The following is a 22,269-nucleotide window of genomic DNA, read 5'->3' on the forward strand; positions in this document are numbered from 1 at the left end:
GTCTGTTGTCCTTAACGATCAGTTGCTGTTTTCACGCAGGTTGTAGTTCACCCCGATACCAATCGATTTCTGGAACGGAATCAGCTGGTTCAGGTACAGGTCGACCCACTCGATGCCGTTGCCCACGTGGGACTTGGGCACGAAGATCACGTCGCCGCGTTGCAGCAGTACCGGCGGGCGGTTGCTGATGCCGGCGAGCATGGTGTCGCGGTAGTCGAAGAAATAGGTCTTGTAGCGGCCGTTGTCTTCCTGACGCAGCAGCGCGACGTTGCGGCTGTCACCCACCGGCAGCAGGCCGCCGGCACCGATCAGCGCCTGTTCCAGGGTGGTGGCGGTGGTCACCGAGAGGTTGTTCGGGTTGCGCACCGACCCCCCGACGAACACGGTGTTGCCCGGTGAAGTGGAAATGTTCACGGTCAGCGCCGAGTCCTGGTAGATGTTCTTGAGCTTGTCCTGCAGGAACAGGGTCAGCTCCTGCGGAGTCAGGCCCGCGGCCTTGACGTTGCCGATGTAGGGGTAGGCGAAGCTGCCGTCGTTCATCACGGTGAACAGCGTCAACTCATAGATGGAGTTGGCGGTGAAGGCGGAGATCGAGGGTGCCTCGCCGGTGTTGCGTACGATGCGCAAGGTATCGCCGGCACGGATCCGCTGTGCCGGCAGGGGCTTGCCGGCCAGCGCCTCGCCAGCCCTGTGACCTTCCTCGAGCACGTTTTTCTGCGGCAGCACCACCTTGGCCGGGATGCTGCAAGCGCTGAGTAATAGAACACTGAAGATCAGCAAGGGGGTTTTCATTGGTCGGTCGTCCTGTCGTGCATGTTTACAGCTCCCTGACGGGCTTGGTGTTGGTGCGCTTGCCGCGCTTCAGGATTTGCCGGGTTCGACGGGAGCCCGCCCGTAGATATCGGTGAAGCGCACGATATCGTCCTCGCCCAGGTATTCGCCGCTCTGTACCTCGATCATCACCAGGTCGATCACCCCGGGGTTGACCAGGCGATGGGTCTTGCCCGGCTTGATGAAGGTCGATTCATTGGTGTCGAGCAGAAATTCGTTGTCGCCGTTGGTGACCCGCGCCATGCCGCTGACGACGATCCAGTGTTCGCTGCGGTGGTGGTGCATCTGCAGCGATAGCGAGGCGTTGGGCTTGACCATGATGCGCTTGATCTTGAAGCGTTTGCCCTCCTCGAGCACGGTATAGGTCCCCCATGGCCGGGTCACCGTCCGGTGCAGGCGGTAGGCTTCGTGGCCCTGGCGCTTGAGCTCCTGGGCGATGAGTCTCACGTCCTGGCTGCGCTTGCCGTCGGCGACCAGCAGGGCGTCAGGGGTGTCGATGATGATCAGGTCCTTGAGACCGACCCCGCCGACCAGGCGCTTGGGCGAGTCGATGTAGCAGTTGTTCACGTCGTACAGCACGGTTTCGCCGTTGCACTGGTTGCCGTTGGCATCGGCCGGGGTCAACTCGCGTACCGCCTGCCAGGAACCGATGTCGCTCCAGCCGAGCTGGCAGGGCACCACCGCGACCTTGCGCGAGCGTTCCATCAGCGCATAGTCGATGGAGATATCCGGGGCGAGCCCCAGGGTCTTGCTGTCCAGTTCCAGTTGCAATTCCTGGCTGCCTTCGCGACTGTGGCTGTGGGCCAGGCATTCGTTCATGGCCGCCAGCACATCCGGGGCATGCTCCTGCAGTTCGCGCAGTACCGCGTCGGCGCGCATGCAGAACATGCCGGCGTTCCACAGGTGCAGGCCGCCGTCGACGTAGCGTTGGGCCGTGGCCGCATCGGGCTTCTCGACGAAGCGCGCGACCTGGAAGCTGCCGTCGTCCAGGGCCTGGCCCTTCTCGATATAGCCAAAGCCGGTTTCCGCCTGGGTCGGCACCAGGCCGAAGGTCACCAGCCAGCCCTGATCCGCCAGTTTGCGCGCGCTCTGCACGGCCTTGGCGAAGGCCTCCAGGTCCTTGATCAGGTGATCCGCCGGCAGTACCAGCAATTGCGCATCCTCGCCGTACAACCGGCTGACATGCAGGGCGGCGGCGGCGATGGCCGGTGCGGTATTGCGGCCGAAGGGCTCGAGGATGAAATCCAGGGCCGTGCCGCCCTTGTTCAGCAGACGGTAGTCATCCAGGGTGCGGAAGAACACCTCGCGATTGGTCACGGTCAGCAGGCGCTGCACGTCGGCCAGGCCGGTGGCGCGGCGGAAGGTCTTCTGCAGCAGGCTCTCGCCGTCCGGCAGGCGCATGAAGGGCTTGGGCATCGCTTCGCGGGAAACCGGCCAGAGTCGGGTACCGGCACCGCCGGCGATGATGCAGGGAATGAGCAGGCTCATTTCAGAAGGCCTCGCGTGTCAGGAGCACTGCCGGGACAGTGCGGAACAGAATGTAGAGATCGAACCAGATCGACCAGTTTTCGATGTACTCCAGATCGAACTCCACCCGTTTCTCGATCTTCTCCAGGGTATCGGTTTCACCACGGTAGCCGTTGATCTGCGCAAGCCCGGTGATACCCGGCTTGACCCGATGGCGCGAGGTGTATTCCTTCACCGCTTCCTCGAACAGGATGCCGGCGGCCTTGGTCGCCGTCGCATGGGGGCGCGGGCCGACCATGGACATGCTGCCGACGAACACGTTGAACAGTTGCGGCAGTTCGTCGAGGCTGGTCCTGCGGATGAAGCGTCCGACCCGGGTGATTCGCGGGTCGCCACGGGTGGTCTGTTTTTCGGCGTTGGCGTCGGCCTGGTGCTGGTGCATCGAGCGGAACTTGAACACCTCGATCAGCCGGTTGTTGTAGCCGTAGCGCTTCTGGCGAAACAGCACCGGCCCCGGCGAGTCGATCTTGATCGCTATCGCCACCAGCAGCATGATCGGTGACAGCAGGATCAGCGCCAGGCTCGACAGCACCATGTCCTCCAGGCGCTTGAACATCGGCGACCAGCCGCGCAGGGGGACTTCGGAGGCATTGAACATCGGCAGGTTGGCGACTTCGGTGATGCGGTTGTGGGCATGGCGGAAGGCGACCATGTCCGGCACCAGCAAGACGTTGACCGGCAACCGGCGCAGTTCGCGAATGATGTAGTCCATGCGGTTTTCCGCCGACCAGGGCAGGGCGACCAGCACCTGGGTGACCTTCTCCTCCCGGATCAGTTGTTCCAGGTCGCTGGAGTTGCCCAGCAGCGGCAGGTTGACCATGGTCTTGGGCAGCCGGCCGATACGGTCGTCGATGAAACCGATCACCCCGGAACGGATGTCCTGGTGCTGGGACAGGTATTCGGCCAGGCGCTGGCCGTTCTCGGTGGCGCCGAGAATCACCGCGTTCTGCAGGAAAATGCCGCGTTGCATCAGTTGCTGGAACAGCGCCAGCAGGATCAGCCGCTCGATGCCGAACAACGTCAGGCTGGCGATGAACCAGACCAGCAGTTGCGTGTTGTCCAGGTAGTTGAACAGTTGCAGGCCATGGTGCATGAACAGCAGCAGGCAGAACGCCGAGGACCAGGCGAACAGGGTGATCTGGAAGCGCAGCATGTTGCTGAAGATCGCTTCGGCGTAGACGCCCAGTGCCTGGAAGATCAGTACGCTGATGACACCGAAGAACAGCAGGATGGCCAGGTAGCTCTCGGTGATGTCGGGGGTTTGCTTGCGCAGGTAAACCAGGAGCAGCAGGCCGGGCAGGATGGCGGTGAGCCCATGGACCAGGCGAATGCCGAACAGAAAGTACTCGACCATGCTGGGCCGGGTAAGGAACAGACTGTCGACTGGTTGCAAGCGCATTGAGACCCCCTTCCTTTTCTACCCTCTCGAAATGGCAACTACGAAGCACTTCGGTAGGTAATTCCTATAGCAACGCTCCAGGTTTATTGCGCTGCCCCATCCCTGGTAGACGGTTCTTCTGTCAGATGCAACCGGTCCTGACTGTCATCCAATCAAGGACAAGTCTGACTGCTCTAGTCGTATTCACCCACACATGTGTACATTTTTTCCTCCTGTGTACAGGGTATAGGCTTGAGTAAAGCTCATGAAACAGTCGGTCGCTAATTGAATGACACCCTGTCACTGAAAAAAATTTCCGACGTCGCTGTATTGACGGTCGAGGCCGGTCTAGAGCCGACGCGGGGGCCGGCGATGAAATAAATCCCCGTCACGGCAAGTCGTTTTCATCCGGCTGCGGTCCACATTTGTCAAGGCCATCGACACAGGAGAAAACGCCGATGAGCGAGCGCAAGGCATTGCTGATTCTGCACGGCAAGCAGGCTCTCAACGAGGAAGTCAGGGCAGCGGTCGAGGCCCGGCGCCGTGAAGGCTGGGAGCTGGCCGTTCGGTTGACCTGGGAAGCGGGCGATGCCCAACGCCTGGTCCATGAGGCACTGCACATGGGCTACCGGCAGCTGATTGCCGGTGGCGGTGATGGCACCTTGCGCGATATCGCCGAGGCGCTGGCCGGGACCGAGGCCAGCCTGGTGTTGATGCCGCTGGGCACCGCCAACGATTTCGCCCGTGCCGCCGGCGTGCCGCTGGAGCCGGCCGCGGCCTTGCAGTTGCTGGATGTACCGGCGCGGCCGATCGATCTCGGCGCGGTAGGTGAACAGTTGTTTCTGAATATGGCCACCGGTGGGTTCGGCAGCCAGGTGACGGCCAATACCTCCGAGGACCTGAAGAAGGTGCTGGGCGGCGCGGCCTATCTGTTCACCGGGCTGTCGCGCTTCGGTGAGCTGCATGCCGCCTATGGCGAACTGCAGGGGCCGGATTTCCACTGGCGTGGCGAGCTGCTGGCGCTGGGTATCGGCAATGGCCGCCAGGCCGGTGGCGGGCATGTGTTGTGTCCGCAGGCGCTGGTCGATGACGGCCTGCTCGACATCAGCATCCTGCCGGCTCCCCAGGAGGTGGTCGGTACCTTGCGACGGCTGATGAGCGACGGTTGGGGCCTGGACAACATGTTCGTCCGGGCACGCCTGCCCTGGGTCGAGATCAAGGTCGCCGAGGGCCTGTACCTGAACCTCGACGGTGAGCCCCTGGAGAGCGACAGTCTGCGTTTCGAGGCCCGTCCCGGTGCATTGCGGGTGCACCTGCCGGTGGATTCGCCGCTGCTCAGTCGTCGAGACTGATGATCCGCTCGCGGACCGCGAACAGCACCAGGCCGGCGACGTCGAAAATCTGCAGGCGCTTCATGATCTGTGCGCGGTGGGTCTCCACGGTCTTGATGCTCAGGCCCAGGCCCTGGGCGATTTCCCGGGTGGACTTGCCGCGTACGATCAACCTGAGGATTTCCAGCTGGCGCCCGGTCAGGTTGTGGCTCTGGGCCGGTACCGGTGAATGACGCTGGGCCTGGGTCAGGGCCTGGTTGATCACCGTATGGGCGATCGCCGGGCTGAGGTAGCGCTCGTTGTTGCGCAGGGCCTCCAGGGCCTGGGCCAGTTCGGTCGCGGTGGTGTCCTTGAGCAGGTAGCCGTGGGCCCCGATTTCCAGGGCCTGCATGATCAGTTGTGGGTCGGTGTGCATCGACAGGATCAGCACCTTGCTCTGCGGACGTACCGCCTGCAATTGGCGCAGGGCATCGAGCCCGCCGGTGTCGCGCATCGACAGGTCGAGCAGGATGATATCCGGATTCAGGCGTTCGACGGCTTCGAGCAACTGCGCGCCATCGCTGGCTTCGCCGATCACGGCGTAGCCGGGAATCTCCAGCACCAGGGCGCGGACCCCGGCCCTGATCAGTGAGTGGTCATCCACAAGAAGTAAGTTGCAGGTCATAGAACCTTATTCGTACTGGCTCGTTCGAGGGCGCGGGGGGCCCAGGGAAGAAGGGCTTCGATTTGCGTACCTTTGCCGGGTCCGCTGGTGACTGTCAATCGGCCGCCCAGTTGTTCGGCACGCTCGAGCATGCCGGCCATGCCACGTTGCCCCTGTTCGGCGGGGTTGGCGGCCGGGGAAAAACCCTGTCCGTCATCGGCGATGTACAGCGACAGGCCTTCGGGAAGACGTTTGAGGCGTACCAGCAGGTTGTCGGCCCTGGCGTGGCGCAGCACATTGGTGACAGCCTCCTGGGTCACGCGAAAGGCGGTCACGGCCATCTCCTCGGGCAGCCCGGTCAACTGCTGATGACATTCCAGGCTCCAGTGCAGGCTGGTGTTGCCCAGGGTCTTGAGCAGGTGCGCGCGCAGGCTGGCCTCCAGTCCGAGGCTGGTCAACTGGCGTGGGTTGAGAATGGCCGAGACATCCCGCACCTTGGCCAGGGTTTCGTCCAGGGTGTTGTTCAGATCCGCGCAGTGGCTGCGCAATTGCTCCGGCAGTCGTCCTTGCAGCCACTGGGTCTGCAGCCTGGCGGCGGTCAGCAGTTGGCCGATGTCATCGTGCAGCTCGCGGCTCAGGCGATGGCGTTCGTTCTCCTGCACCTGCAGCAGGCGGTCGGCCAGCTCCTGGGGTTGGAAATTGATCGAGGTGCGCGAATCGCGATACTGCAGCCAGAGACTGGCCAGCATGGCGAGGTTCAACAGCAGCAACCCCAGGGACAGCGGCGAGCCATTGAGGTAAAGCGCCAGGCTGGCGATGGCCGAGGCGACGCACAGCACGACGGTCAGCCGGCGGGCATTCTTGCGTGAGGTGAGCCAAGGCTTTAGTGACTGGAGTCTGGCGTACATAGCGTGTGGAGCCAAATAAGTGTCCGGGGCGAAGAGTCCGGCCGTAACCACTGGCAGGACTCCGTTTGAAAAAACGTTACGGTTCAATATTAATGTACAACTTGATATAGGGGTTGTGGCTAAGTGCTATTACCTTTTGGATCCTATGCCGTTGTCCCGGAATTCATTTTGCCATCAAGTACATAAGCAAGCGGGCAGCATAGTAGCACTTCGTTTAAGGTTGGTCGTCCCTATTGATATATGTCCGCTCGGTCAACTTTCTGCACGCCGGTTCCAGATGACTCGCCAGCCGCTTTGGCTATCGGTTTATGTTTGAAATCGCTGCAGTTTATCGCGCTGTTATTTGCGCGCATAAGAACGCCCGGCTCAAAACACCGAAAGTTGTTCGTTAGTTGGTCTTGGCTTTGTTTGAGGGGAGTGCCCGGGCCTGGCGAGAGGCTTGACCAGGGCTCTGCGGTTCAGGCGGAAGGCCCGGGAAAGGTGATCAGCGTGAAGTCTTTCGCCTCGGCAAGCAGGGTTGTCGAGACTTCGATCTGTGCCGCCAGGTCGGCAATCAGTTCGGCCTGTTCGCTGTCGTCCAGGCCTAACTGGCCGGTATGTGGGTCGATCAGTTCCAGTTGCCACGCCAGCAGGGTCAGGCAGCCCTGCAGGGCCTGCAAGGCGTCGTCGTGCAGGTTGAGCCGTTCGGGCGCGTGGTTCAGCACGTCGTGCACATGCCGGGAAAAGTTCGCCATGCAGTGCACGCCGAGTACGTCGGCCCGGCCGCTCAGCTTGTGCAGGGCGGCCAGCAGGCAGTCGATGGCATCCCTGTCGTTGCGGATCAGCGCCAGATGCTGGCAGCACTCCTGCATCTTTGTTTGCAGTTGCTCTGCTTCCACCAGAAATTCCGGCAGTTTGGCCTGCCATTCTTTACCGTTCAGCATGCTTTATCTCCATGAAACATCGGCAGGCGATAGAAGGTCGCGCTTGGCGAACGGCATTAAGTTGATGTCAGTCAACAGGGCGGAGCGGCAGTCTGCTGCCGATTGTTTCGGTGCAGAGTGATTGCGAAGAATTCTCAGGCAGGTGCGGTCGATGCTCGACAGGCCCACTCGCGGCGAGTGCAAAGATCGCCCAAGAGGACCGATCCAGAGCGTCTTAACCAGAGCTGTGAGGCGTTTTGCCTGGTTTTCCGGCCACCGTCCCGCGATTGAAAGCAAAAGCCTGACTCCATTCATGTAATGAGAATGGCGTCACATTAATGGCTATTGGATATTGCGAATATCAGGTTGCACCTGATTGTTGCTAGGGGATTCCCCTAGGCAGGGGAACAAAAAGCCGATCCGGTGGTCGCCTCGCGCGAGATGTGTCGAGTCCGGACAGTGCACTCAGTAAAGCATGATGTTAATGTGACATCAAACGTTTTGCGTGACATTTTGCATGGGGGTCAAGGTCCGGCGAAAGCGGCCGATAACTCTCATAATGAAGTTCTTTGTATCAGCGCCCCAGGAGTGATTGATGGCCGGCATTCTCGACACGGTAGACCAACGTACGCAACTGGTGGGAGAGAATCGTCTGGAGATTCTCATGTTCCGCCTGGCCGGTCGCCAGTTGTTCGCGATCAACGTGTTCAAGGTGCAGGAAGTCCTGCAACTGCCCAAACTGACCCTGATGCCCCAGCGCCATCCCTTTGTCTGCGGGGTGGTCAACCTGCGTGGACAGACCCTGCCGGTGATCGACCTGTCCCAGGCGATCGGCATGCGTCCGCTGGTGCCGGGCCCCGACAGTACCATTATCGTGACCGAGTACAACCGTTCGGTGCAGGCGTTCCTGGTCGGTGGCGTGGACCGCATCGTCAACATGAACTGGGAGGCGATCATGCCGCCGCCGGGCAGCGCCGGGCGCCAGCATTACCTGACCGCCATCAGCAAGGTCGACGACCAGTTGGTGGAAATCATCGACGTGGAAAAAGTCCTTGCCGAAATCGTGCCGTACAACGCCAAGGTTTCCCGGGAAAAACTCGATGATCCGATCATGGAGCACGCCCGTGGGCGCGAGGTGCTGCTGGTCGACGACTCCAAGGTGGCCCTGTCGCAGTTGCGCGACACCCTGGGCCAGTTGGGGGTGAAGCTGCATATCGCCAGTGACGGCCTCAGGGCCCTGAACATGCTCAAGACCTGGGCCGATTCCGGTGCGGTGATGACCGAGAAACTGCTGATGGTGTTCACCGATGCGGAAATGCCGGAAATGGACGGCTACCGCCTCACCACCGAGATCCGCAACGACCCGCGCCTGCGTGGCCTGTATGTGGTGCTGCACACCTCGCTGTCCGGCAGCTTCAACGAAGCGATGGTGAAGAAGGTCGGGTGCGACAACTTCCTCTCCAAGTTCCAGCCGGACAAGCTGGTGGATGTGGTTCGCCAGCGCCTGCTGCTGGATCATCCCGGCGCCTGACCGAACCTGGGGGCAGGTGTAAGGCCCGCCCCTGGTCGTTGTTATCGTTGCGTTGCCTTTGATTGGGCGAACGGCTCGTATATCGTGGTCTTTTATCCCGGAGCCGGTTCTCATGTTGCGTCTGAGCGCGCTGTATCGTTATCCACTCAAGTCTGCCAAGGGCGAACACTTGTCTCATGCCTCGCTCGATGAGTTGGGGCTGGCGGGGGATCGACGCTGGATGCTCGTGGACGAGGCCAGCGGACGCTTCCTGACCCAGCGTGCCGTGTCCGGCATGAGCCAGTTGTCGGCGCTGTGGAGTGCCGCGGGCGGGCTGACCTTGAGCGCGCCGGGGCATGCGCCGCTGGAGGTGGCGTTGCCGGCCGCCGATGAGCAATTGCGTGGCGTGACCATCTGGAACGATACCCTGCGGGTGCCCGATGCCGGCGATGAAGCCGCGGCCTGGTTGAGCGGCTTCATCGGCAAGCCGGTAAGGCTGGTCCATGTGCCACAGGAGCGGGCGCGCAGCACCGAGGCCGGTTATGGTCGCGATGATGACCGTGTGGCGTTTGCCGATGGCTTTCCTTTGCTGTTGATCGGACAGGCGTCGCTGGAGGACCTGTCCCGGCGGGTCGGGCGCCCGTTGGAGATGCTGCGGTTTCGGCCGAATCTGGTCATCGAGGGCAGCGAGGCGTTTGCCGAGGACCAGTGGAAGCGGATCCGGATTGGCGAGATCGAGTTTCGGCTGGTCAAGCCGTGTTCGCGCTGCATCCTCACCACCATCGATCCGCAGTCCGGTGAGCGCAGCGCCGACCGCGAGCCATTGACCACCCTCAAGACCTACCGGGAGAAGGACGGGAATGTGTTTTTCGGGCAGAACCTGGTCAATGACGGGGTGGGGCGGCTGGAAGTGGGAATGCCGGTGACGATTCTCGAGTGAGCCACCGAGTCTCGGTGGAGCCCGGGTTTCGTGTCGGGCTTACCGGCTCATTCGTGGGCAAGCCCTGCTCAAGTTCCACGGATCACTGATCGTCGAAGAACCGCTCGTGCCAATCCACCAGCGGCTGCGGCGCATTGAGTTTCTGACCGTAGATCACCGCGTAGGACAGCACGTTCTGCACGTACTGGCGGGTCTCGTCGAACGGAATGCTCTCCACCCAGACATCGAAGCTCAGGTGGTTCGCCCCCTTGAGCCACTGCCTTACCCGCCCCGGGCCCGCGTTGTAGGCGGCGGTGGCCAGTACGCGGTTGCCGTTGAACTGGCCGTGCACCTGGCTCAGGTAGGCCGCGCCCAATTGAACGTTCTTGTCCGGATCCAGCACCTGCTGCGGCGAAGCCAGCGGGATGCTGAACTTGCGCGCGGTTTCCTTGGCGGTGCCGGGCATCAGTTGCATCAGGCCGGTAGCCCCGGCGTTGGAGCGCGCATCATCCATGAAGGCGCTTTCCTGGCGGGTGATCGCGAACACCCAGCTCGAATGCAGGCCGCGCAGCTTGGCCTCGCGGACCAGGGTGTCGCGGTGGGCCATGGGGAAACGGATATCCAGGTCATCCCAGTACTGCGCCTGGCTGATGGTGCGGATCGCCGGGAAATACCACTTCAGGTCGTAGGCCAGCTTGGCCTGGGCGACCATTTCGTCGCGGCTGAGGTGGCGGCTGGCGTGGTACCACTCGCGGCGGCCATCGACGATCTGCCCGCGGTCGTGCAATTCCAGGGCACGGCGCACGCCCGGGGTGTTGCGGACCTTGTTGATCAACTGCTGGCTGAGGACCAGTGGCCGGTTGGTCAACTGGTAAGGGGTCTGCGAGCGATCGGCGGCGAGGAAGCCATAGAAGTCACGCTCGCGGGCGACGTTCTTGAGCAGTACCTGCGCCTGCGGGTTCTGCGGCTGGGCCAGTTCCAGGCTGCGGGCCTGCCAGTAGCGCCAGCGGTTGGTGCTGGCCAGGTCCTGCGGCAGGCGGCGGGTCAACTGGTAGGCCTCTTCCCAGCGGCCCAGGCGCAGCAGCAGGCGCAGGCGCCATTCGGTGACGGTGTTGTCGCGCAATTCCGGGTCGTACTGGGTCATGATTTCCAGGGCGCGGCCGTCATAGCGGCGGGCCAGGGTCAGGCCGATCTCGCGGGCGATGGACACTTTCTCGTCACGGGAGAAGTGCATGCTCGTGGCATAACCGTCGAGCAGCGCCATGGCCTTGTCCGGGTCCTGGCGTGCCAGTCGGCGCAGACCCAGACCGACCACGTCGGACATCGCCTCGTCCGCGGGTACGAAACGCGCCGGCTGGCTCAGCAGATCGGGTTTCTGCGCCACCTCGATCATCAGCCGGCCCTGTGGGCCGAGGGTGTTCAGGCCTTTCACCAGGGCCGTGGCCAGACCGTAGTTGCGGGCCTCGGCGGCCAGCTTGACGCGTTGCCAGCGCTTCTGTTCGGTCAGTTGGCCCTGCGCGGCCCAACTGTCGAAGAGGGCATCACAGGCGCTGGGCTGGGTCTTGCCGGTCAGCCAGAGCTTTTCCGCAGTGGCGAAGCCTTCGGCGCGCAGGTTGTGGCTGAGCTGGTACTGGCCGTTGAGGCAGTCCAGCTCGGTGAAGTTCAGCTTGGGGTCGTAGTACTTGACGAAGGGGGCCCAGTCGCCACGTTCGGCCAGCCAGCGCAACCAGCGCAGCTTCATCCAGTTGGCCTGGGGCAGGTCGCCGTGCTCGGCGAGGAACTGCTCGATCTCGGCGTTGCTGGCGGTCTTCAGTCGCGCGGTCAGTTCGTCGTAGGCCAGGTAGGGCTCCAGCGGGTAGCTCTGCAGGGCGCTGCGGTATTGGAAATACGGGCCTGAATCGCCCTTGGCCAGGGCGCGCTTGGCGTCATCGTAGAGTTGACGTTGCTGGGCGAGGTCGACGGCCTGTGCAGCTTGGACGGCGCAGGTGGAAAGAAGCAGACACGATAAGAAGTTGAAAAGACGGCTGCGCATGAGACTTCCGGGCAAAAAAACGGACAAGCACAGGCCGCAAGGCCGGTACTGATTGTCGGGTAGCTTAGCCTTTTGCCGGCGGGGGGCGAAAGTTTTGCCGGCCTCGTGTACGCAACTTGATACCAAATGTCATGTGGCAGGCGACGCGGGCTTCGACCGCTGGCGAAAATCGCGGCCGCCTCGCCGCTCAACATCGGGTAGAATGCGCGCCCGGTTTTTGGAGAAGCTCATGACCCTGCTCAAATTCAGCGATGTGTCCCTTGCTTTCGGCGCCATGCCGTTGTTGGACAAGGTGTCCTGGCAGATCGCCCGTGGTGAGCGGGTGTGCATCATCGGCCGCAACGGCACAGGCAAGTCCAGCATGTTGAAGCTGGTCAAGGGCGACCAGAAGCCCGACGACGGCTCCGTCTGGCGCGCGCCTGCGCTCAAGATCGGCGAACTGCCGCAGGAACTGCCGGTGGCCGACGAGCGCACCGTGTTCGACGTCGTCGCCCAGGGGCTGGACGGCGTAGGGGAGTTGCTGGCGCAGTATCATCACCTGAGCCAGAACATCGTCACCGATGCCGACCTGGACAAGCTGATGCGTGTCCAGCATGACCTCGAGGCCCGCGATGGCTGGCGCCTGCAGACCCTGGTCGAAAGCACCCTGAGCCGTCTGCAGTTGCCGGCCGACAAGACCCTGGCCGAGCTGTCCGGTGGCTGGCGTCGTCGCGTGCTGCTGGCCCAGGCGCTGGTGGCCGAGCCGGACCTGCTGCTGCTCGACGAGCCGACCAACCACCTGGATATCGGCGCGATTGCCTGGCTGGAAGATGCCCTCAAGGAATTCCAGGGCGCGGTGCTCTTCATCACCCACGACCGTTCCTTCCTGCAGAGCCTGGCCACCCGTATTCTCGAACTGGACCGCGGCGGGTTGATCGACTGGAACGGCGACTACGCCAGCTTCCTGGTGCACAAGGAAGCCATGCTGGCGGCCGAGGAGACTGCCAACGCGCTGTTCGACAAGCGCCTGGCCCAGGAAGAGGTGTGGATCCGCCAGGGCATCAAGGCCCGGCGTACCCGTAACGAAGGCCGCGTCCGTGCGTTGAAGGCACTGCGCGTCGAGCGCAGCGAACGGCGCGAGCGCACCGGCAAGGCGAACATCCAGCTGGAAGCCGCGGAGAAGTCCGGCAAGCAGGTGATGGTGCTCGACAACATCAGCTTCGCCCATCCGGACGGCCCGTTCCTGGTCAAGGATTTCTCCATGGTCCTGCAGCGTGGCGACCGTATCGGCCTGCTCGGGGCCAACGGCACCGGCAAGACCACGCTGCTGAAGCTGATGCTCGGCGGTCTGGTACCGACCAGCGGCAAGGTCGAGGAGGGCACCCGCATCGAGGTGGCCTATTTCGACCAGTTGCGCCATCAGCTGGACCTGGAAAAGACCGTGGTCGACAACGTCGCCGAAGGTCGTGACTTCATCGAGATCGATGGCCAGAGCCGCCATGTGCTCAGTTACCTCGGCGATTTCCTGTTCAGCCCGCAGCGGGCGCGCACGCCGGTCAAGGCGCTGTCCGGTGGCGAGCGGGCGCGGTTGCTGCTGGCCAAGCTGTTCAGCAAGCCGGCCAACCTGCTGGTGCTCGACGAGCCGACCAACGATCTCGATGTGGAAACCCTCGAGCTGCTGGAAGAAGTGCTGTTGACCTTCCAGGGCACCGTGCTGATGGTCAGCCACGACCGGGCCTTCCTCGACAACGTGGTGACCAGCACCCTGGTGTTCGAAGGCGAGGGCAAGGTTCGCGAGTACGTCGGCGGCTATCAGGACTGGCTGCGCCAGGGCGGTTCGCCACGTTTGCTGGGCGTGACCGAGAGCAAGTCCGGCAAGGCCGGGCTCGAGTCGGCGATCGTCACGGCGCCCCCTGCGCAGGTGGCGCCGGTGGTCGAAGCGCCAGCGGCGAAGAAGAAGCTCAGCTACAAGCTGCAGCGCGAGCTGGAAGCTCTGCCGGGCGAGATCGATGCCAAGGAGCAGGCAATCGCCGCCGTGCAGGCCGAGATGGCCGAGGCGGGGTTCTATCAGCGCCCGGTTGCCGAAACGACCGCCGTGCTGGCCAGGCTGGAAACGCTGCAGACCGAACTGGATGCGATGGTCGAGCGCTGGGCCGAGCTGGATGCCTGATTGATCGGGAGGGGATAAAAAAGCCCGGCTTCACCAGGTGAGGCCGGGCTTTTTGCAGGAGCCGTTTTTGCCCCGTGGCTTGCCGGGCGTGGCCCTTGTGGGGGTCTGATTCCCCGCGAATGGCCTTTCGCGGGGAATCAGTTGCACTGTGTTGTCTGCTTCGCGGGCCAGCCCGCTCCCACGGGGTTTGGGTGTCTGTCAAAGGGGTGTCGGGGTTCAGCCCTTGTTCTGCAGGCGCACGGCGAGGACGTCACAGGGGGCGCCGTGGAGCACGTCGTTGGCCGTGGAGCCGAGCAGCAGGGCCAGGCCGTGGCGGCCGTGGCTGCCGACCACCACCAGGTCGCAGTGCTGCTCCTTGGCCAGGTGATGGATTTCCTGGCGCGGTTGGCCGTAGGTCAGGTGGCAGGTGTCTTTCGAGATCTCGGGGTACTTGTTGATCAGCCGCTCCAGGCGCTCCTTGGCCTGGTCGAACTGCTGTTGCTGCAATTGAGACAGGTCCATCGGGACGTCGCCGCCAAAGGCCATGGCCATGGGCTCGACGATATGGACCAGCGAGAGCTTGGCGTTGTTGCTGACCGACAGTTCACGTGCGCGATGAATGACCGGGTCGCACTCTTCCGTCAGGTCGACGGCAACCAGAATGTGGTTGTAGGGCATTGCAGGCACCTCCTGAGGATCGCAATTGTATTGATTATGGCTCGTTTCAAGCTGATTGGTTCTGCCCTGAATCAATCGCTCATGAATAATCTTCGGGGAGTAGAGATATGACGGTCTGGATAGTGGTGTCAATCCTGGCGGTGGTTCTCAGTCCTCTGGCATGGTTGCGTCCGTCGCGCCGCCAGAGCGATCGGATGGCCCTGCGCATGGAAGCGCGCCGTATCGGCCTGGGCATGCAGCTGGCGCCTCAGGAGTGGCCGCACTGGCTGTCCCCGCAGCCGCCGAGCCCGTGTGCGCAATACCATCGGCCGCGACGCGGCAAGGCGCCGCAATGCTGGTGTTACTGGCAGGGCGAGCCGGGAGTCTGGCTCAACCGGTGGCGGGAAGTGCTCACGGACGAGGCTCTGCTGGCGCATTTGCGGACGTTGCCGGCCAATGTCTACAAGGTCGAGGCGGATACACAGATGATCGCGCTCTGCTGGGGCGAGCGTGGTGATGCGCAGGTGCTCCAGGATATCGCCACCGTGCTCAAGGCGCTGGCCTGACCGACAGGGGGCAGTTCATCGGCCCAACCGCTCTGGCACCTTCCCTTCATAAAAAGTGTCCATATTTTCCACTAGGCTCTTTCTTGGAGTCTGGTAGGCCCGTTCCTGGTTTTATGCCTGATCTGGTCGCTTCGCCTGTTATTGATTTCATGAATGAAGCTTCATCAGGCCGGCTGCGGCGGCACCTGCGCGCCTGGAAAGTGACCGGAAAGTCGTATTTTTCGGGGTGTTTTCGGCAATTGACAATTGCCGCGAATTCCGTGAAGGTGTCCACACCCAAATCAAACGGGCGTATGAATTGAGCGTTTGTCTGACAGACGGCTCTTACAGAATCCCGACTATCGCGTCGGCGGGTGTGCCTGGCGGCTGGGCGTGGCAGTGACGGTGACGTCAATGCGGGCCGGAAGTTAGCGACCGACGTGTACTGTTCAGCTTCCATATCGTGGAGATCAGTTGATGATTTACGAAGGTAAAGCCATCACGGTTAAGGCTCTTGAAAGTGGCATCGTCGAACTCAAGTTCGATCTCAAGGGTGAGTCCGTCAACAAGTTCAACCGTCTCACCCTGAACGAACTGCGTCAGGCGGTGGACACCATCAAGGCCGATGCCTCGGTCAAGGGTGTGATCGTCAGCAGCGGCAAGGACGTGTTCATCGTCGGCGCCGACATCACCGAATTCGTCGACAACTTCAAGTTGCCCGATGCCGAGCTCGTGGCCGGTAACCTCGAAGCCAACAGGATCTTCAGCGATTTCGAAGACCTGGCCGTTCCGACCGTGGCCGCGATCAACGGCATCGCCCTGGGCGGCGGTCTGGAAATGTGCCTGGCCGCGGACCTGCGGGTCATGTCCGGCAGCGCCAAGATCGGTCTGCCGGAAGTCAAGCTGGGCATCTACCCGGGCTTTGGCGGTACCGTGCGCCTGCCACGCCTGATCGGTGTGGACAATGCCATCGAGTGGATCGCCGCCGGCAAGGAAAACCGTGCCGAAGACGCCCTGAAAGTCGGCGCCGTCGATGCCGTGGTGGCGCCTGAGCAACTGCAGCAGGCCGCCCTGGACCTGGTCAAGCGCGCCATTTCCGGCGAGATCGACTACAAGGCCAAGCGCCAGCCGAAGCTGGACAAGCTCAAGCTCAACGCCATCGAGCAGATGATGGCCTTCGAAACCGCCAAGGGCTTTGTCGCTGGCCAGGCTGGCCCGAACTACCCGGCACCGGTCGAGGCGATCAAGACCATCCAGAAGGCCGCCAACTTCGGTCGCGACAAGGCCCTGGAAATCGAAGCCGCGGGCTTCGTGAAACTGGCCAAGACCTCGGCGGCCGAGAGCCTGATCGGCCTGTTCCTCAACGACCAGGAACTGAAGAAGAAGGCCAAGGCCTACGACGAAATCGCCCAGGACGTGAAGCAGGCCGCCGTACTCGGCGCCGGCATCATGGGGGGCGGTATCGCCTACCAGTCGGCGTCCAAGGGTACGCCGATCCTGATGAAGGACATCAACGAGCACGGTATCGAGCAGGGCCTGGCCGAAGCCGCCAAGCTGCTGGTCAGCCGTGTCGAGAAAGGCCGCATGACCGCGGCGAAGATGGCCGAGGTGCTCAATGGCATCCGTCCGACCCTGTCCTACGGTGACTTCGGCCACGTCGACCTGGTGGTCGAAGCGGTCGTCGAGAACCCGAAGGTCAAGCAGGCGGTGCTGGCTGAAGTGGAAGCCCAGGTCAAGGAAGATGCCGTACTGGCGTCCAACACCTCGACCATCTCCATCAGTCTGCTGGCCAAGGCCCTCAAGCGTCCGGAAAACTTCGTCGGCATGCACTTCTTCAACCCGGTGCACATGATGCCGCTGGTGGAAGTGATCCGTGGCGAGAAGTCCAGCGAACAGGCGATCGCCACCACCGTGGCCTATGCCAAGAAGATGGGCAAAAACCCGATCGTGGTCAACGACTGCCCGGGCTTTCTGGTCAACCGTATCCTGTTCCCGTACTTCGGCGGTTTCGCCAAGCTGGTCAGCGCCGGCGTGGACTTCGTCCGTATCGACAAGATCATGGAGAAGTTCGGCTGGCCGATGGGCCCGGCGTACCTGATGGACGTGGTCGGTATCGATACCGGTCACCACGGTCGCGACGTTATGGCCGAGGGCTTCCCGGATCGCATGAAGGACGATCGTCGTTCGGCTGTCGACGCACTGTACGACGCCAAGCGCCTGGGCCAGAAGAACGGCAAGGGCTTCTACGCCTACGAGACCGACAAGCGCGGCAAGCAGAAGAAGGTCGCCGACCCGTCGGTGCTGGAAGTGCTCAAGCCGATCGTTTACGAGCAGCGTGAAGTGACCGACGAGGACATCATCAACTGGATGATGATCCCGCTGTGCCTGGAAACCGTGCGCTGCCTGGAGGACGGTATCGTCGCCACCGCCGCCGAGGCTGACATGGGCCTGGTCTACGGCATCGGTTTCCCTCCCTTCCGTGGCGGTGCGCTGCGCTACATCGACTCGATCGGTGTGGCCGAGTTCGTTGCCCTGGCTGACCAGTACGCCGATCTGGGCGCGCTGTACCACCCGACCGCGAAGCTGCGTGAAATGGCCAGGAACGGCCAGCGGTTCTTCGGTTAAGCGCCCACACTAGAGCGAGAGTGAACTATATGAGCTTGAATCCTAGAGACGTCGTGATTGTCGACTTCGGTCGTACTCCGATGGGCCGCTCCAAGGGCGGCATGCACCGCAACACCCGTGCCGAGGACATGTCCGCGCACCTGATCAGCAAGCTGCTGGAACGCAACACCAAGGTCGACCCGAACGAGGTCGAGGATGTGATCTGGGGCTGCGTCAACCAGACCCTGGAGCAGGGCTGGAACATCGCGCGCATGGCCTCGCTGATGACCCAGATCCCGCACACCGCGGCCGGCCAGACCGTCAGCCGCCTGTGTGGTTCGTCGATGAGCGCGCTGCACACCGCCGCCCAGGCGATCATGACCGGCAATGGTGACGTTTTCGTCGTTGGCGGCGTCGAGCATATGGGCCATGTCGGCATGATGCACGGTGTCGACCCGAACCCGCACCTGTCGCTGTACGCGGCGAAAGCCTCGGGCATGATGGGCCTGACCGCCGAGATGCTCGGCAAGATGCACGGCATCACCCGTGAAGCACAGGACGCCTTTGGCGTGCGCTCCCACCAGCTCGCCCACAAGGCGACCGTGGAAGGCAAGTTCAAGGACGAGATCATCCCGATGCAGGGTTATGACGAGGCCGGCTTCCTGAAGGTCTTCGACTACGACGAGACCATTCGCCCGGAAACCAACCTGGAAAGCCTGGCGGCGTTGAAGCCGGCGTTCAACCCCAAGGGCGGTACCGTGACTGCGGGTACGTCGTCGCAGATCACCGATGGTGCCTCGTGCATGATCGTGATGTCGGCGCAGCGCGCCCAGGACCTCGGTATCCAGCCACTGGCGGTGATCCGTTCGATGGCGGTGGCCGGTGTCGATCCGGCGATCATGGGTTATGGTCCGGTGCCGGCGACCCAGAAGGCGCTCAAGCGTGCCGGTCTGTCGATCACCGACATCGACTTCATCGAGCTCAACGAAGCCTTCGCCGCACAGGCCCTGCCAGTGCTGAAGGACCTGAAAGTGCTCGACAAGATGGACGAGAAGGTTAACCTGCACGGCGGTGCCATCGCCCTGGGTCACCCGTTCGGTTGTTCCGGTGCACGGATTTCCGGCACCCTGCTGAACGTGATGAAACAGAACGGCGGGACTTTCGGGGTGTCCACCATGTGCATCGGCCTCGGCCAGGGCATTGCCACCGTCTTCGAACGCGTCTAAGCGTTTCGATGACGGAAACCGGGGCCTGGTGCCCCGGTTTTTGTTTTTCCGATTTTTTTTATTTTATTTTGTAAGAGGGCCGATACATGACTTTGCAACCCGGGCTCTATCAGCACTACAAGGGGCCGCAGTACCGCGTTTTCAGTGTGGCGCGGCATTCCGAGACCGAGGAGGAAGTGGTGTTCTACCAGGCGCTGTATGGCGAATACGGTTTCTGGGTACGCCCCTTGAGCATGTTCCTGGAGTCGGTCGAGGTTGACGGCGAACGGGTACCACGCTTTGCTTTGGTGCAGGCCGAGCCGAGTATTTTTTCCAGGGCTTGAGGGCTGGTCGCGCAGCACCCTGTGCTTGACCTCACCTTGTTGCCACTATATATAGCGGTGCCGCGCCAGGCGCGGGCTGCGCTCTCACTTCTAGCATTCAGGAATTTTCCGATCCATGGGCAAATCGCTGGTCATTGTGGAATCCCCGGCTAAGGCCAAGACCATCAACAAGTATCTGGGAACCCAGTACGTGGTGAAGTCGAGTATCGGCCATATCCGAGACCTGCCCACCAGCGGTTCGGCCAGTGCCGTCAAGGAGCCTGCCGCCAAGCGCGGCAAGGCCGCTGCCGGCGAGGCGCCTGCGCTCTCGGCGAAAGAGAAGGCGCGCAAGCAACTGGTGGCGCGCATGGGCGTCGACCCGGACCACGGCTGGAAGGCCCGCTACGAGATCCTTCCCGGCAAGGAGAAGGTGATCGAGGAACTGCGCCGCCTCGCCAAGGATGCCGACACCATCTATCTCGCAACCGACTTGGACCGCGAGGGGGAAGCCATTGCCTGGCACCTGCGCGAAGCCATCGGTGGTGATGACAGCCGCTACAAGCGCGTGGTGTTCAACGAAATCACCAAGAAGGCGATCCAGGAGGCCTTCTCGGCACCGGGCGAGCTGGATATCGACCGCGTCAACGCCCAGCAGGCGCGACGCTTCCTCGACCGCGTGGTCGGCTACATGGTCTCGCCGCTGCTGTGGGCGAAGATCGCCCGTGGCCTGTCCGCCGGCCGTGTGCAATCGGTGGCGGTGAAGCTGGTGGTCGAGCGCGAGCGCGAGATCCGTGCGTTCATCCCCGAAGAGTACTGGGAAGTGCATGCCGACCTCGGCACGGGCAAGGGTGCCAAGGTGCGCTTCGAAGTGGCTCGCGAGAACGGCGAGGCCTTCAAGCCGCTGAACGAAGCCCAGGCCATGGCCGCGTTGGAGAAGCTCAAGGCGTCGGCCTACACAATCGCCAAGCGCGAGGACAAGCCGACCAGCAGCAAGCCGTCGGCACCGTTCATTACGTCCACCCTGCAGCAGGCGGCGAGCAACCGCCTGGGCTTCGGGGTGAAGAAGACCATGATGATGGCCCAGCGTCTCTACGAAGCCGGCTACATCACCTATATGCGTACCGACTCGACCAATCTCTCGGCCGACGCCGTGGCGATGGCGCGGACCTATATCGAGAGCGAATTCGGCGCGAAATACCTGCCGTCCGCCCCCAACGTCTACAGCAGCAAGGAAGGCGCCCAGGAGGCGCACGAGGCGATCCGGCCTTCCGACGTCAATACCGATCCAAGCAAGCTGTCGGGCATGGAGCGTGACGCCGAGCGCCTGTACGAGCTGATCTGGCGCCAGTTCGTGGCCTGTCAGATGCTGCCGGCGCAGTACCTGTCGACCACCGTCAGCGTCGCCGCCGGCGACTTCGAGCTGCGTGCCAAGGGCCGTATCCTCAAGTTCGACGGCTACACCCGGGTCCTGCCACAATTGAGCAAGCCGGGCGACGACGACGTCCTGCCGGACATGGCCCAGGGCGAGGTGCTGAAGCTGATCCAGCTCGATCCGAGCCAGCACTTCACCAAGCCGCCGGCGCGTTATTCCGAGGCCAGCCTGGTCAAGGAAATGGAAAAGCGCGGCATCGGTCGTCCTTCGACCTATGCGGCGATCATTTCCACCATCCAGGACCGCGGCTACGTGGCGCTGCACAACCGTCGCTTCTATTCCGAGAAGATGGGCGACATCGTCACCGAGCGCCTGGCCGAAAGCTTTGCGAACCTGATGGACTACGGTTTCACCGCGGACATGGAGGAGAACCTCGATGACGTGGCCCAGGGCGAGCGCGACTGGAAGAACGTGCTCGACGAGTTCTACGGCGACTTCAAGAAGAAGCTCGAAGTGGCCGAGGGCGCGGAAAACGGCATGCGCGCCAACCAGCCGGTGATGACCGATATCCCATGCCAGACCTGCGGTCGGCCAATGCAGATCCGTACCGCCTCGACCGGCGTGTTCCTCGGTTGCTCGGGCTACAGTCTGCCGCCGAAAGAGCGTTGCAAGGCCACCGTGAACCTGGTCCCGGGTGACGAGATCGCCGCGGACGACGAGGGCGAGTCGGAGTCCCTGGTGCTGCGCGGCAAGCATCGTTGCCCGATCTGCAGCACGGCGATGGATGCCTACCTGCTGGACGAGAAGCGCAAGCTGCACATTTGTGGCAACAACCCGGATTGCGCCGGCTACGAGATCGAGGAGGGCAACTACCGGATCAAGGGCTACGAAGGGCCGAGCCTGGAGTGCGACAAGTGCGGCAGCGAGATGCAGCTCAAGACCGGCCGTTTCGGCAAGTTCTTCGGTTGCACCAACCCGACCTGCAAGAACACCCGCAAGTTGCTCAGGAGCGGCGATGCGGCGCCGCCGAAGATGGACCCGGTGAAGATGCCGGAGCTCAAGTGCGAGAAGGTCGACGACACCTATATCCTGCGTGATGGTGCTTCGGGCCTGTTCCTGGCGGCGAGCCAGTTCCCGAAAAACCGCGAGACCCGTGCGCCGCTGGTGCTCGAGATCGTCCCGCACAAGGCTGAGATCGATCCGAAGTACCACTTCCTCTGCGAAGCGCCGCAGAAGGACCCGGACGGTCGTCCGGCGGTCATCCGCTACAGCCGCAAGACCAAGGAGCAGTACGTGCAGAGCGAGGTCGACGGCAAGCCGACCGGCTGGAAGGCGTTCTACGACAGTGGCAAGTGGAAGGTGGAAGACAAGCGTCAGGGCGCCTGACCCGGTTGTCGGTTGAGGCCCTGGCCCGCGCAGGGCCGGGCCTGATGCAAAACCCGGTGCTCCCTCCC

General features: G+C 62.6%; 17 protein-coding genes. 9 read left to right on the forward strand and 8 right to left on the reverse strand.

All coding sequences use genetic code 11. The features are described from left to right. Positions 1-18 precede the first annotated feature (18 nt). The 3 genes from ACMGT0_RS10495 to ACMGT0_RS10505 all read right to left on the reverse strand — a co-directional run bounded on the left by ACMGT0_RS10495 (position 19) and on the right by ACMGT0_RS10505 (position 3,757). A complete protein-coding gene (locus ACMGT0_RS10495) occupies positions 19-792 on the reverse strand; it encodes a polysaccharide biosynthesis/export family protein (protein ID WP_416772493.1) in 774 nt (257 codons plus the stop codon). Positions 793-861: 69 nt separating this feature from the next. Further along, positions 862-2,319, reverse strand: a complete 1,458-nt coding sequence (locus ACMGT0_RS10500; RefSeq protein WP_054063886.1) for a mannose-1-phosphate guanylyltransferase/mannose-6-phosphate isomerase — start codon at positions 2,317-2,319, stop codon at positions 862-864. Position 2,320: 1 nt separating this feature from the next. Next, positions 2,321-3,757: an undecaprenyl-phosphate glucose phosphotransferase gene (locus ACMGT0_RS10505; RefSeq protein ID WP_054057073.1), complete on the reverse strand. Its 1,437-nt coding sequence runs from the start codon at positions 3,755-3,757 to the stop codon at positions 2,321-2,323. Positions 3,758-4,194: 437 nt separating this feature from the next. Between ACMGT0_RS10505 and yegS the strand changes: the two genes are divergently transcribed. Next, positions 4,195-5,088 (forward strand): lipid kinase YegS, encoded by an 894-nt coding sequence (gene yegS, locus ACMGT0_RS10510; protein ID WP_273824100.1) that lies wholly within the window; start codon positions 4,195-4,197, stop codon positions 5,086-5,088. On the opposite strand, the gene ACMGT0_RS10515 is transcribed toward yegS, so the two are convergent. The 3 genes from ACMGT0_RS10515 to ACMGT0_RS10525 all read right to left on the reverse strand — a co-directional run bounded on the left by ACMGT0_RS10515 (position 5,072) and on the right by ACMGT0_RS10525 (position 7,541). Continuing rightward, entirely contained in the window at positions 5,072-5,731 is a 660-nt protein-coding gene (locus tag ACMGT0_RS10515) for a response regulator (RefSeq protein WP_054057075.1), read from the reverse strand. The genes yegS and ACMGT0_RS10515 overlap by 17 nt on opposite strands. Beyond that, positions 5,728-6,618 carry a sensor histidine kinase gene (locus tag ACMGT0_RS10520; protein WP_416772497.1) on the reverse strand — a complete coding sequence of 297 codons (891 nt, stop codon included), beginning with the start codon at positions 6,616-6,618 and terminating at the stop codon, positions 5,728-5,730. The genes ACMGT0_RS10515 and ACMGT0_RS10520 overlap by 4 nt, the downstream gene beginning before the upstream one ends. A gap of 458 nt (positions 6,619-7,076) precedes the next feature. Next, the gene (locus tag ACMGT0_RS10525) at positions 7,077-7,541 is read right to left on the reverse strand and encodes a hypothetical protein (protein ID WP_416772499.1); all 465 of its coding nucleotides are present in this window, start codon (positions 7,539-7,541) and stop codon (positions 7,077-7,079) included. A gap of 574 nt (positions 7,542-8,115) precedes the next feature. Here ACMGT0_RS10525 and ACMGT0_RS10530 point away from each other — a divergent pair. Together ACMGT0_RS10530 and ACMGT0_RS10535 are read left to right on the forward strand one after the other, a co-directional pair. Next, entirely contained in the window at positions 8,116-9,051 is a 936-nt protein-coding gene (locus ACMGT0_RS10530) for a chemotaxis protein CheV (RefSeq protein WP_054057078.1), read from the forward strand. A gap of 112 nt (positions 9,052-9,163) precedes the next feature. Continuing rightward, positions 9,164-9,970 carry an MOSC domain-containing protein gene (locus ACMGT0_RS10535; protein WP_054057079.1) on the forward strand — a complete coding sequence of 269 codons (807 nt, stop codon included), beginning with the start codon at positions 9,164-9,166 and terminating at the stop codon, positions 9,968-9,970. Between the two features lie 82 nt (positions 9,971-10,052). On the opposite strand, the gene ACMGT0_RS10540 is transcribed toward ACMGT0_RS10535, so the two are convergent. Beyond that, a complete protein-coding gene (locus ACMGT0_RS10540; RefSeq protein ID WP_416772501.1) occupies positions 10,053-11,981 on the reverse strand; it encodes a transglycosylase SLT domain-containing protein in 1,929 nt (642 codons plus the stop codon). A gap of 229 nt (positions 11,982-12,210) precedes the next feature. On the opposite strand from ACMGT0_RS10540, the gene ACMGT0_RS10545 reads away from it, so the two are divergent. Then, entirely contained in the window at positions 12,211-14,130 is a 1,920-nt protein-coding gene (locus tag ACMGT0_RS10545; RefSeq protein ID WP_416772503.1) for an ATP-binding cassette domain-containing protein, read from the forward strand. A 216-nt stretch (positions 14,131-14,346) separates the two neighbouring features. Here the strand turns inward: ACMGT0_RS10545 and ACMGT0_RS10550 are convergent, their stop codons facing one another. Further along, a complete protein-coding gene (locus tag ACMGT0_RS10550; protein ID WP_054057082.1) occupies positions 14,347-14,787 on the reverse strand; it encodes a universal stress protein in 441 nt (146 codons plus the stop codon). A 107-nt stretch (positions 14,788-14,894) separates the two neighbouring features. Here ACMGT0_RS10550 and ACMGT0_RS10555 point away from each other — a divergent pair, with 107 nt between their 5' ends. The 5 genes from ACMGT0_RS10555 to topA all read left to right on the forward strand — a co-directional run bounded on the left by ACMGT0_RS10555 (position 14,895) and on the right by topA (position 22,201). Beyond that, positions 14,895-15,332, forward strand: coding sequence for a hypothetical protein (locus ACMGT0_RS10555; protein WP_416772505.1), 438 nt, complete (start codon positions 14,895-14,897; stop codon positions 15,330-15,332). A gap of 456 nt (positions 15,333-15,788) precedes the next feature. Next, positions 15,789-17,936 carry a fatty acid oxidation complex subunit alpha FadB gene (gene fadB / locus ACMGT0_RS10560; RefSeq protein WP_054057084.1) on the forward strand — a complete coding sequence of 716 codons (2,148 nt, stop codon included), beginning with the start codon at positions 15,789-15,791 and terminating at the stop codon, positions 17,934-17,936. A gap of 29 nt (positions 17,937-17,965) precedes the next feature. Next, entirely contained in the window at positions 17,966-19,141 is a 1,176-nt protein-coding gene (fadA, locus tag ACMGT0_RS10565) for an acetyl-CoA C-acyltransferase FadA (RefSeq protein ID WP_054057085.1), read from the forward strand. An 86-nt stretch (positions 19,142-19,227) separates the two neighbouring features. Continuing rightward, positions 19,228-19,464: a DUF1653 domain-containing protein gene (locus tag ACMGT0_RS10570; RefSeq protein WP_054057086.1), complete on the forward strand. Its 237-nt coding sequence runs from the start codon at positions 19,228-19,230 to the stop codon at positions 19,462-19,464. A gap of 115 nt (positions 19,465-19,579) precedes the next feature. Beyond that, positions 19,580-22,201: a type I DNA topoisomerase gene (gene topA, locus ACMGT0_RS10575; RefSeq protein WP_054057087.1), complete on the forward strand. Its 2,622-nt coding sequence runs from the start codon at positions 19,580-19,582 to the stop codon at positions 22,199-22,201. The last annotated feature ends 68 nt before the right edge of the window (positions 22,202-22,269 follow it).

Origin of the sequence: Pseudomonas sp. RHF3.3-3 (assembly GCF_048069595.1) — a bacterium.
Classification (GTDB): Bacteria; Pseudomonadota; Gammaproteobacteria; order Pseudomonadales; family Pseudomonadaceae; genus Aquipseudomonas; species Aquipseudomonas fuscovaginae_B.